Source organism: Pseudomonas sp. TE3728, assembly GCF_056279145.1.
Genome location: NZ_JBWBQT010000001.1, coordinates 4004601 through 4017940, shown reverse-complemented (window position 1 = coordinate 4017940; position 13340 = coordinate 4004601). Strand labels below are relative to the sequence as shown.

The 13340-nt window shown below is 55.2% G+C and carries 11 protein-coding genes and 1 pseudogene; 8 read left to right on the top strand and 4 right to left on the bottom strand.

All coding sequences use genetic code 11. The features are described 5' to 3' along the window. Window positions 1-131: 131 nt before the first annotated feature. The 4 genes and pseudogenes from ACZ89R_RS17575 to ACZ89R_RS17560 all read right to left on the bottom strand — a co-directional run bounded on the left by ACZ89R_RS17575 (window position 132) and on the right by ACZ89R_RS17560 (window position 6125). Window positions 132-2468: pseudogene (locus ACZ89R_RS17575) on the bottom strand (lipase family protein). Further along, window positions 2465-3256 carry a hypothetical protein gene (locus tag ACZ89R_RS17570; protein WP_429545102.1) on the bottom strand — a complete coding sequence of 264 codons (792 nt, stop codon included), beginning with the start codon at window positions 3254-3256 and terminating at the stop codon, window positions 2465-2467. Before ACZ89R_RS17570 ends, ACZ89R_RS17575 begins: the two are co-directional and overlap by 4 nt. Then, a complete protein-coding gene (locus tag ACZ89R_RS17565; protein ID WP_429545103.1) occupies window positions 3253-4101 on the bottom strand; it encodes a DUF4123 domain-containing protein in 849 nt (282 codons plus the stop codon). Before ACZ89R_RS17565 ends, ACZ89R_RS17570 begins: the two co-directional genes overlap by 4 nt. Then, complete coding sequence (locus ACZ89R_RS17560; RefSeq protein ID WP_429545104.1) at window positions 4098-6125, bottom strand: type VI secretion system Vgr family protein; 2028 nt, start codon at window positions 6123-6125, stop codon at window positions 4098-4100. The genes ACZ89R_RS17565 and ACZ89R_RS17560 overlap by 4 nt, the downstream gene beginning before the upstream one ends. A gap of 724 nt (window positions 6126-6849) precedes the next feature. Between ACZ89R_RS17560 and tssA the strand changes: the two genes are divergently transcribed. The 8 genes from tssA to ACZ89R_RS17520 all read left to right on the top strand — a co-directional run bounded on the left by tssA (window position 6850) and on the right by ACZ89R_RS17520 (window position 13259). Continuing rightward, on the top strand, window positions 6850-8406 hold the full coding sequence (gene tssA / locus ACZ89R_RS17555) for a type VI secretion system protein TssA (RefSeq protein WP_429545105.1): 1557 nt from the start codon (window positions 6850-6852) through the stop codon (window positions 8404-8406). 32 nt (window positions 8407-8438) lie between these two features. Next, complete coding sequence (tssB, locus tag ACZ89R_RS17550; protein WP_123499384.1) at window positions 8439-8942, top strand: type VI secretion system contractile sheath small subunit; 504 nt, start codon at window positions 8439-8441, stop codon at window positions 8940-8942. A gap of 28 nt (window positions 8943-8970) precedes the next feature. Beyond that, window positions 8971-10446: a type VI secretion system contractile sheath large subunit gene (tssC, locus tag ACZ89R_RS17545; protein WP_019580436.1), complete on the top strand. Its 1476-nt coding sequence runs from the start codon at window positions 8971-8973 to the stop codon at window positions 10444-10446. Between the two features lie 14 nt (window positions 10447-10460). Beyond that, window positions 10461-10868: a type VI secretion system baseplate subunit TssE gene (gene tssE, locus ACZ89R_RS17540; RefSeq protein ID WP_429430746.1), complete on the top strand. Its 408-nt coding sequence runs from the start codon at window positions 10461-10463 to the stop codon at window positions 10866-10868. Between the two features lie 10 nt (window positions 10869-10878). Beyond that, window positions 10879-11403: a PAAR domain-containing protein gene (locus ACZ89R_RS17535; RefSeq protein ID WP_192345078.1), complete on the top strand. Its 525-nt coding sequence runs from the start codon at window positions 10879-10881 to the stop codon at window positions 11401-11403. Window positions 11404-11465: 62 nt separating this feature from the next. Continuing rightward, window positions 11466-12404 (top strand): DUF6402 family protein, encoded by a 939-nt coding sequence (locus ACZ89R_RS17530; protein WP_192345077.1) that lies wholly within the window; start codon window positions 11466-11468, stop codon window positions 12402-12404. After that, window positions 12404-12817 (top strand): hypothetical protein, encoded by a 414-nt coding sequence (locus ACZ89R_RS17525; RefSeq protein WP_192345076.1) that lies wholly within the window; start codon window positions 12404-12406, stop codon window positions 12815-12817. The genes ACZ89R_RS17530 and ACZ89R_RS17525 overlap by 1 nt, the downstream gene beginning before the upstream one ends. Then, window positions 12795-13259 (top strand): hypothetical protein, encoded by a 465-nt coding sequence (locus ACZ89R_RS17520; protein ID WP_192345075.1) that lies wholly within the window; start codon window positions 12795-12797, stop codon window positions 13257-13259. The genes ACZ89R_RS17525 and ACZ89R_RS17520 overlap by 23 nt, the downstream gene beginning before the upstream one ends. The last annotated feature ends 81 nt before the right edge of the window (window positions 13260-13340 follow it).

The window sequence follows — 13340 nt, the reverse complement described above, 5'->3', positions numbered from 1 at the left end:
TGAGTTTTTGTAGGTCTTTGATCATTCCCACGCGCTTTGCGTGGGAGTGATCTGTACTGGTTACACCTTGGCGCTGTGCGCCGCCATCTCCTGCGTTTGCAGATGACCAAGCGCTCGTTTCACCGGCAAAGCTACACAATCGAATCAATATCCAGATGAAATGGCGTGCCTACGGCATGCCCTCCGGTCATTGCCGCAATGGCTGCGTCGTGGTCTTCGGCCACTGGTGGAATCATCGCCAACTGTTCCTGAACGATGTTTTCCGGATGGGCTTTCCAGCGCAGCAGATTTTCCTGTACCCACTCGGGCTGGTCGGCGTAGCTGCCATAAACATCAGCGTCGATGACTGTCCGCTTGTGCAGAGCTAGCAGACGGGCCTTGGTTTGGCCGATCTGTTCGACTTCTTTTTCAAGATCCCTTATCGCTTGGGCATCTCGCTGGGGATTGGCATGAGCACGGGAGAGTTTTTCGATTTTCGCTTTGAGTGCACTCAGCTGTCCTGAGACATTTGTCAGGGCGTCGCTGACCCATTGGAATTCAGTCAAAGTCACCAGCGAGCGTTTTTTTTCCAGCGCTTCCTGCCAGCGGCGCAGGCTGGCCCAGCAGCCGGGAATGTAGCTGCCGACCATAGAGTGATGGCCTCCATCTATCACCTGCCGCAGAAAGTTGCCGCGCTACGGTAAGCCATCAGTCTGTCGCAGCGCTTCGGCGTAACCATGATCGTTGATCGTGCTGCAACCCGGTTCCCAGAGGATGGAGGACCTGTGACCTTCGCCAAATTCCACCGGCATGAAGTGACGTAACTGACCGTGATGCCCATAGGGGGCACCCGTGAAGTTGATGATCCCGCCTACAAAAAATGCCAAACCACCCACCGGGTGAAGGGCAAGTACCGCCCCATGGGTGGCGTACATCGGAACGCGGTTGGACGGCGTGTTCATCCAGGTGGAAGGAACGCTCGGTACGGGGTCGTTGTGGAAAACGATGCGATGGTGGTTCAGTGGTTTTGCAGCTTCGATAAAGGTTGAGTCGGCGGTGCGGGGGGCGCCGTAGGTGTAAAGCACAATTTCCGGTTGATACCGATTATTGCGTCGCAGCATCTCAGCCAGTAACAGCGCTACCGCACCGCCGAGACTGTGTCCGCAAATCACCAGCTTTTGCCCGCTGTAGAACTTTTCCAAATACTTCACGGCAAACGTGTAGGCCACCTTCGCTGCCCGATAAAAACCGTTGTGCACTTTGCCATCCCCTTCCTCGAAGGGTACTTGGTGTGCATCCGCATCAAGCCAGGCGTCAGGTACTTTCTCACTGGTTCCCCTGACACTGATCAATATCAACTCGTCGTGATGGGTGATGAAAGCCTGTGTGTCCGAGCTTTCCTCTAGATTGCGATCATCAAGGAAATGCAGCTTGGCCGGGTTTTCCTGCTCATCACCCAATTTAGGGTCGTTAACCTCTGGGTACAACTGCGGGTCGAACGGCACCACTTCCAGACGTTTGGAGTAGGGCACCTCTTCATACAGCGGGTAGTACTTCTTCGTCTGCGAGGGATCGACTTTCCACAACTCATCAAATTGCGGCAGGGCATGACCGAACCAGTTGCCACTGCTGGGCCGCAGTGGAAATGTCACACTATCCGTTTCGACGGGTTGGGTATTCGGGTCTTGACCAAAGTCGGTGTAACTCAACGTCGACATCAGTGCCAGTTGATAGAGGTTTAGTGCGCAAAACTCGTTGCCAGTCGACAACATCGGCCGCAGCGCCCTCATCGGACGGACTTCCAGCACATGATGTTTGTTCGGCAGTAAGGCGATGCCTTTTGGCTTGGGCGGCGGCGGGGCAAACCCCAGTTCGGACATGCCCATGTCTGCTGGGGTCATGACAGCGCCCATTCCTCCATCCGTGGCACCTTTATTCTGAGGCGTGAATGATCTGGTTTTTGCGGGCTGTCGGAACAGCGTGTGTAACACCGTGTTGGGTGGGGAGCTGCGTGAGGCCAAGGGCGGCAAATGCGCAACGTGCTTGACCAGTTCGCTCACTTCAACCTGGTAATAGGCATCGGGATCTGCGAGGTCCTTCGCTGGATTTGCCAGAGTGCGTACGCCTGATTTGTCGACAAAGCGGGTTTTTTCGGCGCGTACTTGTAGTTCGGTGATGGGGAGCGGGTAGTGCGGTCTTTCACGTAAAAACGAGTATGTTTTTTCACTCCCTTGATATGGCTGATTCAGCTTGAGTAATACCGGGCCACAGAAGTGGTTGTCTACCTTTCCGGCCCCAGTTGCATCGAGCTTTCCGGTGTAGACGGCATCTTCGTAATCAGTAACCTCGTAGGGCAAACCGGCATAAGGCTTGCCATCACCGAACTCGTCCACTAATTGAAAGCTCGTCGAATGACCTCGCAGTGGGCAAGCGTGGATATTACCCCCCATAAATGGCACATCACTTACCGCTAAAGATTCAATACTCATGGGATTTGTTCCTTGTTTTCCGTGCATCCCGGGTAAATGGTGCAAGTCCGTTCATCCACCAACTTGAAGGTGCTGAAATCCTCGTGATTACCGAAGCAAAACGCGTATTGGTCTTCGAAGTTGTCGCCCATGCACCGTTTCCATCCACCGGGCACTTTCACCCAAGTATCACCAATCGCAGGTAGTTCTTCCTTGGCCAACTTGATCTTCAGCCTCACGGTTTTGCCAGGTAGCTGGTCCAGCGTGTATGCCGTGAAAGGACGACCTCGGGCGACATTTCCCTGTTCATCCATTTTTTTGCAGGTAAGCAGTTTTATCAGGTAGCGTTTGGGGCCGACTGTTCGAAAAGCCCACTGGCATTCACCAAAGAACTCACCTATGCCGTCAGTGTTGAAAGTGCCCATTTGTCGCTCTAACAACTCTGGACGCACGGCAATTGCGGCATAGTCAGTGCTTCTATCACTTCGTTCCGGGCCAAAGATGCCCGTCACCTCGACCTCCACACGGTTCAACGCCAGCGGACAGCCGCTCACGGTTCTGTAAAGCGGGATCTCGGAAGTCGCTTCGTATTCCATGTAGACCTTGTTGAAACCGAGATGAGTACCTTTCCCGCCCGGCACGGTGCACGTCTGCCCTTGGGCGGGCTCGTAGCTGGCTGTCAGTTCGTACTTGAAGTCAGGCGGAAAATCGGGAACGAAGGTGAAGCTGTCAGACTTGCCGAGCGCGGAACAACCGAGTGTCAGGGAGAGGCAACTGCCGAGGGTCAGGCTTTGAAAGATCCGTTTCATACAGGCGCATTTCCCTGCCAATAAAGCACTTGCTCATATACCCGCTCAAAATGCGCCGCTGGGTCTTCTTCGGGCTTGGGTAGCCAGGACCGGGGTGGAAGGTAACCCGGTGCCTTCAAGCACTGAGTCAGCAAAAAATGCACCTGCTCCGGTTGCTGCCAGCCCCACAAACGGGCCAATTGAATCTGGCCCCATAACCAGTCATCCACATTCAGCTGTGTGGCGAGGGTAGCCAGGGCTTCGGTGTGCTCGCGGACCAAGTAGCGGCGAGTGTTATCGAACTGCACGTTCGCGTAGACAATTTCCGGTGTCGGGGTTTTCAACCAGGCCGGAGCGAGCGGCAGTGGATGTTCGCCGGGGTCAGGGTTGTCAGTGACGGTCCATTGTTCAGCGTGCCAGTAGCAGACGCTGGCGATCGGTCCAAGGTATTCGGCGCGCTGCTCAGGTTGCAGATAGGTCAGGGCGCGCCCCAGTACGCGGTTATCATGGAAGCGATACACCGCTTGATTCGGTCGCTCACCGACTACCAACCGGTCGCGCCAGTGAATGACCAACGCATCAAGGTCAAAGTTGATCGCGCTCGCCAGCCAGCCCCAATGGCGCTCGGGCGAATCGAGCAGCGCCTGGATGAGCGGATGTTTGACGGTGCCAATATGGAAAAGAAAAGGGCCTGCTGGCGCCAATGAGTTGGCTGCCGTACCCACATACACATTGCGGTACTGATCGGCTCCCAGTTCCTTGGCCAACGCCATGCGCTCGTCGAGTTGACCGTCAGTGTCGAGCATCAGATAGAGATCCCGCCCGGATCGCGATTGTTCGTGTAGCCATCGTTCGAGTGCATTCATGCGACTTCTCCAATGCTGCATTGGCCAGCGAGACAAGCCTCGCAAAGCGGGCAGTAGTCCGCCGCCTGCTGGCGGGCGGCGGTGACGATAGACAGTGGGCTGGCGATGACGGGATTCGGATTGCTGGTCACAGCCTGAAGCGCCTGTAGTGGCGCAATACCCGCCAGTGGCGCACCGCCCTCGACCATGGCCACGCTGCTGAAAATCCCGCCGGCGTTGATGACGATGTGGTGACCACCCGCCTTGAGCGTCAGGCTCATGCCGGCATCGATCACCACATTAGTGGCGGTGACATGCGTCTGTTGCCCGGCCTGAATCACCAACGACCCCGCGGACGTCGTGCTGCTATTGCCGCTGATAGTGATCAGTTCATCACCGCCGATCACCGTGCTGCGCACGCCTTGGGTGGTGTGGAATTCCTCGCCCTTGATCAGGCTGGTGCTGTTGTTGTCCACCTGCTCGAAACGGTCGTTGCTGATCAGGCTGCGGCTGTCGTTGAGGATCAGTTGCTCGATGTCGCGTTGGGCGCGCAGGTAGATTTTTTCCTGCCCTGTGCGGTCTTCAATCGACAGTTCGTTGTAGCCGCCACTGCGCGGCGAGCTTTGGCTGCGCAGAACTGTTCTGGTCTTGTTCTCGGGCAACTGATGAGCGACGGACGTGACCTTGTTGACCACGCAACCGGTGATCAACGGTTGATCCGGATCGCCCTCCTGAAATGTCACGACCACTTCCATGCCGACGCGCGGGATGGTCACCGCCCCAAAACCTTCGCCCGCCAAACTGGATGCAACCCTTAACCAGCAACTGCTTTTTTCGCTGTTGAGTTCTGCCCGATCCCAAGGAAACTCGACACGAACCCTGCCGTACTCATCGCAAAAGATTTCCTCTCCGGGCGGCCCGGTGACACGCGCGGTCTGACAGACCAGCACAGGTTTTCGCACAGGCAGCGGCGGCCGATAAAACACATCCCAGGGAATCGCGCTGAAGCGGTTGCGGTAGCCCTGGGTAAAACCGTCCTCAGGTTCGGTAGCGCTGGTAACTGACTCTTCAAGCACCTGGGGTTGTTTTCCAGCGTGAGTGACACTGAGCAACAGCCATAGATCGTTGTAGGTTTCGCGTGGGTGTTGCGTCAGGCTAAAGAAATGACCGCTGCGCAGGGTCGGCTGGTCGCTTTCGCCTTCGGCCAATTGGTAATCGGTTCGGTGCCGTTCCAGCGCCTGCCGGGCGAGCTGTGTACCGCGTTTTTCGCTCTCGAAAAACAGCGGGTAGCGATAGTCTTCAAGCTCAGGAGTGAACTCGGCGGTGAAGCGACTTTCCAGCAACAGACTCGGGCGTTTCAGGTCGTAGTGTCGGCGGGTGGTCGTGCTGGGGCGGGTGCTGAAGCGCAGGGAGAACTGGCTGACCACCGAATGCTCCGCCACCAGGCCGGAGTCTTGCTGATAAGGGGTTTCGCCCAGCGTGGGGAAGAAGGTCTGGTCGTCGGTGAACACCAACAGGTGGCCTTCCCGGGAATGCTGGTGGTGCCAGGCGATGCCATCCTCGGCGCACAGCCGCTGAATGAACTCAAAATCACTTTCCCCGTATTGAGTGCAGTACTCGCGCTCGTGATTCGTTCCGATGTTAAAGGTGAACGCATCGGCCTGAATGCCATGCCCCTTGAGGACCTGAGCGATTATTTGCGGCACCGTCAGGTGCTGAAAAATCCGTTGGTTGTGGCTGAACTGCAAGTAGTAAAGCGCGGGCACCAGGGTCAGGTGATAACGGGTCAGGCGTTTACCGGCTTCACCGACGAGCGCATCTTCGATGCGGCCATGAATGCCTTCGCCATTGAGACCGAACTGGAGAAACGCCGGCTGGCTGAGCAAGCTTTCCAGATCGAAGTCAGGGTATTCGCTAACCAGCTCGATCTGGATCGAATACAAGGTGCTGATGGCTTCAGTGCCTCCAAAAGCCAGTACTTTGAAATCGTTGCGAACCGTTGGGATCAACAACGTGAAATGAGCAGCATTGGCCGGGGCGAACATGCGCTTATCCTTTTGCTTTCCGTGGCTCGTCCTTGAGCCGAAGAGGAGACAAATCGCGGTGCCCAAGCCATGCCCGGCGTGAGCAAACGCAAACTGTCCAGCACGCTAACAACAGAGAAAAAGAATGAATGTCGGACTCGTCCAGAAAGTACGTCAGAGTTTTCCGCATTTCAGAATGTTGCGGCAGCAATATGTGAATGGCTTTCGATACTTTTGTAAGAAGTTTGAGGCGAACTGAGTACGTATTTGTAGAAAATGGGTGAAACACAAAGTGCCATCATTTTGATGTTACTCCATATTGCTTATTGTCAGTTATCGCTATGTCCATGGATGACTGTAACTTTTAGGAAAGCTCCTACATTTTTTATGTTTTATTTTTGTCATGCTAGGTTCCGTTTCAGGGTGTGAATGTCCGGTGATTATTGGCTGGGTTGATGAACCGCTCTGGCTCAATGGTTACGGGGGTGATGCGTCGACGGAGGATAGGTCAAAACCGGCATCAGGGAATCCCCTGTCCCCTATAGGGTGATCTCCTACAGCAACAAAAAAGACGCAGTTTTATTGTTTAATTTGGTGCTTGCAAATGGCCATCATTGTGATTAGGATGCGCGCCTTGAAAGAGCGCGAACTCAATTGGATGAGACTCATCGCAGCTCTTTGATACTGTCCGGCGCCATTTCAACTCCAATGGCCGCATGACTGTAATTCTAATTAAAGGTCACGGATGTCCTACTCAAGCAAACTTTCCGCTCATTACCTTGAACTCGCAAAAGCCTCTGTTTCAAAGGAGAATTTCGCGGGTGAGGACGTTCGCTTTTCGAGCGAATATGAGGCGTTGGAGAGTGAGCTGGGTAAAGCCTCGTCCATGCACGAAAGCGGTCAGATCGACTGGCTGAAAATCCGCGAAAACAGTGAAAACCTGCTGCGCACGCAATCCAAGGATTTGCGTGTCGGCGCCTGGTTGACCTGGGCGCTGTACCAGCGTGAATCCTTCCCGGGGTTGCTGGCCGGCCTCGGTTTGCTGCACCACCTCTGTGAAAATCACTGGGCCGAGGTTCATCCGAAGAAGGCCCGCACCCGCGCCGCAGCCATCAGCTGGTTGGTGCCGCGTCTTGAGCAGGTGCTGAACGAAAACGTCGCGATCAAAGAGCAGTTGCCGCTGTTCCGCCGTCTGGTCGAGCATCTGGAAGGGCTCGACGCCGCGTGCACCGAGCATTTGGGCGACGACGCGCCGTTGCTGCTGCCGATTTCCCGTCGCTTGAAAAACATGGTCCAGCGCGCCGCCGACAACCAGCCGGAACCCGGTGTGGTGGGCGCCGCGGTCGCTCAGGTCAAGCAGGCCGCGACCCAGCTGTTCACCCCCGGCGCACCGATCGACAACGAAAAAGAAGCCCACAAGGCCCTACGTGCCCAGCAGGAAACTGCTCGTCCGTTGTGTGCCTGGTGGCTCAAGCAGAAAGCCACCGATCTGCGCGCCCTGCGCCTCAATCGCACGCTGCTGTGGCTGCCGATCGACGCGGTGCCCGAGCGTAACGCCGAGCAGATCACCGTTCTGCGTGGCTTGCCGGCGGACAAACTCAAGGCCTATCAGGACCGCTACGACCAGGGGAAATACGCAGATCTGCTGGTAGAGCTGGAGGCGAGCCTGGCGAAGGCGCCGTTCTGGTTCGATGGCCAGCGAATGGTCTGGGAATGCCTCCAGGGACTGAACGCCGAGATGGCGATGCGCGAAGTGGAAATCCACTTCGCGCTTTTGGTTCAGCGCCTGCCCGGCATCATCGAATTGCGTTTTCACGACGGCGCGCCGTTCGCCGATCCGGCCACCCGCGCCTGGATTGGCGCCCACGTCATGCCGCACCTGCAAAGCGCCAGTGCGCCGCGCAAGGTCGAGGTCGCCGATACCCAGCCGCCCTGGGAGCTGGCCCTTGAAGAAGTCTTGCCGGTTCTGCGCAAGGACGGTCTCAAGGCCGCCGTGCAGATTCTCAAGCAGGGCTTGCAAAGTGCCCACGGCGGACGGGTTCGATTCTTCTGGCAGTTCGCCCTCGCGCGGCTGTGTTTCATGGCCAAGAAATACGAACTGGCCAAGACCCAACTCGAAACCCTCGACCAAACATTACAGGACTCAGGCCTGCACGCCTGGGAGCCCGATCTTGCGCTGGAAGTGCTGCATTTGCTGCATAGCTGCTGCGAGTTGTTACCGCAGAACCATGCAGTGCGTGAACGCAAGGAAGAGATTTATCGCAGGCTGTGCCACCTCGATCTCGAAGTGGTACTCGAATAGGCCCCCGGGCCACAACCGCAAGGAGAAAAGCCATGGCCAAAGAAGGCTCGGTAGCCCCCAAGGAACGCATCAACGTCACCTTCAAACCCGCCACCGGCGGTGCTCAGGAAGAGATTGAACTGCCGCTGAAACTACTGGCAATCGGTGATTACACCCACCGCAAGGACGAACGCAAAATCGAAGATCGCAAGCCGATCAGCATCGACAAGATGACCTTCGACGAAGTGCTGGCCAAGCAAGAGCTGAGCCTGACATTGAGCGTGCCGAACCGTCTTCAGGAAGAAAGCGACACTGAAGAACTGGCCGTGAAACTGCGCGTCAACTCGATGAAGGACTTCAACCCGGCCTCGCTGGTCGAGCAAGTGCCTGAGCTGAAAAAACTGATGGAACTGCGCGACGCGCTGGTGGCCCTCAAAGGCCCGCTGGGTAACGCGCCTGCGTTCCGCAAAGCCATCGAAGGCGTGCTCGCCGACGACGAATCCCGCGGTCGCGTACTCGGTGAGCTGGGTTTGAACGCCACAGCCCAGGACGCCTGAGCCCCCATCAGCCAAGGAAGCCAACACAATGAGCACTAGCGCAGCACAGCAAAAAAGTAACGAGAACGGCGAATACAGCATTCTCGACAGCATCATCGCCGAAACCCGCCTGACGCCAGACGACGAAGCCTACGACATCGCCAAACGCGGTGTGTCGGCGTTCATCGAAGAGCTGCTCAAGCCGCAGAACAACGGTGAGCCGGTCAAGAAGGCCATGGTCGACCGCATGATCGCCGAGATCGATGCCAAGCTCAGCCGTCAGATGGATGAAATCCTCCACCACCCCGACTTCCAGTCCCTGGAATCGTCGTGGCGTGGCCTGCAGTTGCTGGTCGACCGCACCAACTTCCGCGAAAACATCAAGATCGAAATCCTCAACGTCTCCAAGGACGACCTGCTGGACGACTTCGAAGATTCGCCGGAAGTGATGCAATCGGGCCTGTACAAGCACATCTACACCGCTGAATACGGCCAGTTCGGTGGTCAGCCGGTGGGCGCGATCATCGCCAACTACTACATGTCCCCAAGCTCGCCGGACGTGAAACTGATGCAGTACGTGTCCAGCGTAGCCTGCATGTCCCACGCGCCGTTCATTGCTGCCGCCGGCCCGAAATTCTTCGGCCTGGAAAGCTTCACCGGCCTGCCGGACCTCAAAGATCTGAAAGATCACTTCGAAGGCCCGCAATTCGCCAAATGGCAGAGCTTCCGCCAGTCGGAAGACTCCCGTTACGTTGGCCTGACCGTGCCGCGTTTCCTGCTGCGTAACCCGTACGACCCGGAAGAAAACCCGGTCAAGTCGTTCGTCTACAAAGAAACCGTCGCCAACAGCCACGAGCACTACCTGTGGGGCAACACGGCCTACGCGTTCGGCACCAAGCTGACCGACAGCTTCGCCAAATTCCGCTGGTGCCCGAACATCATCGGCCCGCAGAGCGGTGGCGCGGTTGAAGACCTGCCGTTGCACCACTTCGAAAGCATGGGCGAAATCGAAACCAAGATTCCGACCGAAGTATTGGTTAGCGACCGTCGTGAATACGAACTGGCCGAGGAAGGCTTCATCTCCCTGACCATGCGCAAAGGCTCCGACAACGCGGCGTTCTTCTCCGCAAGCTCGGTGCAGAAGCCGAAGTTCTTCGGCATCAGCGCAGAAGGCAAGGCTGCAGAGCTGAACTACAAGCTCGGTACCCAACTGCCGTACATGATGATCGTCAACCGCCTGGCTCACTACTTGAAAGTGCTGCAGCGCGAGCAACTTGGTTCGTGGAAAGAACGTACCGACCTCGAGCTGGAACTCAACAAGTGGATCCGCCAGTACGTGGCCGACCAGGAAAACCCGAGCGCCGAAGTCCGTGGCCGTCGTCCACTGCGCGCCGCCCAGATCATCGTCAGCGATGTTGAAGGCGAGCCGGGCTGGTACCGCGTCAGCCTGAACGTGCGCCCGCACTTCAAGTACATGGGTGCCGATTTCACCCTGTCGCTGGTTGGCAAGCTGGACAAAGAGTAAGCGGAGCCTGACTCATGACTGGATACGGCAGCCTTTTCGAACGCCTGGGTGGCGACGCAGACAAACGCGTCGGCTGGAGCCGCGAGGTCTGCGCCATGGCGTCCGTGGCTGCCCATCTGGCCAAGATGCTCAGCACCCGAGCGGGCAGCGTGCAAACGCTGTCCGACTACGGGCTACCCGATCTCAATGACATGCGCCTGAGCCTGCACGACTCCCTGAGTCAGGCCCGTTTGGCCATCGAAAATTTCATCGAAGCCTACGAGCCACGCCTGAGCAATGTGCGTGTCATCTCCCTGCCGCGTGACAACGATCAGCTTCGCCTGTCCTTCAGCATCGAAGGCCTGCTGGAAGTTGATGGTTTCAAGCGCCAGGTCAGTTTCGCCGCGCGCCTGGATGGCAGCGGTCAAGTAAAGGTCAATTAAGGAGACTCCGATGTCCGGCAAACCCGCAGCACGTGTATCCGACCCCACCGCTTGCCCGCTCCCCGGCCACGGCACCAACCCGATCGTCGCTGGTTCCGGCGACGTGTTCTTCGACGGCCTCGCGGCCGCCAGCCAAGGCGATGCCTCGGCGTGTGGTGGTGCGATGGTTGGCGACCTTGCGACGACTGTTTTGATCAATGGTAAACCGGCGGCGACTGTGGGCTCAGCCGGCACTCATGGCAACAAGGTTACGGCCGGGTCCGGGACGGTAATTATCGGGAACTCGCATTCGCCGGCGCCGTTTGTGGCGCCGCTGCCGGTGGAGATCAAATGGCCGTTCGACGAGCACTTTGTAATCAATTGCAAAGACACCGGTGAGTCATTGGCTGGCGTTGCGTACACGCTAAAAACCGCTTCAGGAAAGATCATCAACGGTATTACCAGTGCTGATGGAAAGACTCAAAAAATTTCTTCCGGTCACGCTGAAGCTGTGGAGTTGGTGATTGAGCAGCAAACCGAAGTGATGATCGCGTAAGTATTTCGTTGTTTTTTTAGAAGTGAGTTTTTGACTCTGGGTTTTAAATTAAGGGTTTTGAAATGGCAGACACAGTAGTGGCATCTAGCTTGACTCCAGCGAGCAACAAAACTGGGCAGTCTACTGCTGTGCGTCATTTTAAAGTGAGCGATATTCCTGCTGCGATGGATAAGATGAAGTGGCCTGTGGCCGCGGCATTGATGCGTCACTGGTTTAAGGGTGAGCCATGGAAGAATGCCAGTGGCGGGATGGAGAAAGAAGAAAAAGAGCGTACTAGACCAGTGCCTGATCAGTACATCGAAGAAAATATAGTCAAGATGGACTGGGTGCTTAAATTTAAGAAGCCTAGTGAAACGCGTCAAGTGTTAAAAGAGGCATGGAATAACGAAAAAGCCATGCCTGAAATCCGCACAAAAATACTACGGACATTCGGCAAGTCTGGGCCAGGTTGTTATCCAGTGAAGTTCAATGGTAAGGGGCGTGCAGCCGAGAAATTCGGCTATTTTAATTCGCGATCTGTTAATTTCAGTCAGTTAGGTGGCGGTGAATTGGATGAGCTGCGTGGAGCATTGGCGAATTTCAATATGCGGGTTATCGCCGAAGGCGTTGTAAACGTCTTTGATAAGAAAGTCGTATTCGTCGCGGATCGCCTGGGTTACTACGTCGAAGATAACTATGATTTTAACGACGGTGACGATTTTGTCAGCCAACCTCTCGGATATTGGAATTTTGATGGTGTCGCTGGGGTTCTCGACGCTAACGCGCAAAACATGGCAATTGACCAAGAGACCGCTGGAATCGCGCGGTCATCCATATTCGGGATGAGTGAAGCATCAGAAAGACGGTTTGTGGAAGCAGCAAACAAACGATATTTCTTTATTCAGAACAAACATTTTGTGGAATACAGAAAGCTTCACTCCAAGGGTGGGGACTTCAGGCTTTTTTCTGATATTTTTTACGAAAGTATTGCTCCTGTTTCTATTGAGCTGGTGAAAAACTGATGAGCTCAAAGAAAATAGCTTTGTCACTATCCTTTTTGGTAATCGCGATCAGTGTTTTTTCTGTTTCGCTGAATAGCGTGCTTGAACGCAAGGCTAGTAGTTTTGTAGTTAGTGAATCAGGTAACTATCTAATTGAAAATGTGCCTGTTAGAGGTTTGCTCGTGCCCTTCGATGATTTGGCGTACTTGCGAATCACCGACAAAAGAGATTCAAACACAGTGTTTCGATCTCCTTTGTATTCGCGCAGCACTGTGGATATGAGTTCCCACGAGGATGATGTGATTGTGGGAATTGTCTGGATCGATTTTTACAAGCGCGATCAGCATTTTGGTATCAGGGTTCCGGACTGGAAAACGCATTGGCTCAATAGTTTTATCAGTAATACCCCATATGAAATTGTTGGGGGTGATTGAGGTGAGCGTCAGGGCGCTGGGAACGAAAAAGGGGACTGTCCCTAATATCCCCATAAACATGGCTGTCTTGTTATGTGGCTTGTTGATCGCTACTGCAATCATTGTGGTTGAAGTTTTAGCTCGTGCGCCAGACGTTTCGAAAAAAAGCCCGTCTGGGCAATATCTTATCGAGTCTGTTCCTGCAAGCTCGCTTTTGACTCCGCGAGACTTTGTCTATCTGCGATTCACCGATTTAAACAACCAAAATCAGGTTTACCGTACACCTCTTTTTTCCGAATTGGAGTTGGATATGCGCGCCGATGAAGATGAAAAAACGGTGGGTGTTGTATTTATAGAACTTGATAAGTCGAGCAAGTCTTTTACGTTGGGAATTTCCAGCCCGAAAAAGCACTGGTTGAATTTTTTTATCAGCAATACGCCTTACAGGGTTCTGGAAAATTGATGCTGGGGTCAGTGACCCAGCAAAAAGGGGACTGTCCCCGTCCCCGTTTTTCCGGGCGAACTGGATAAATATGGAATTTGG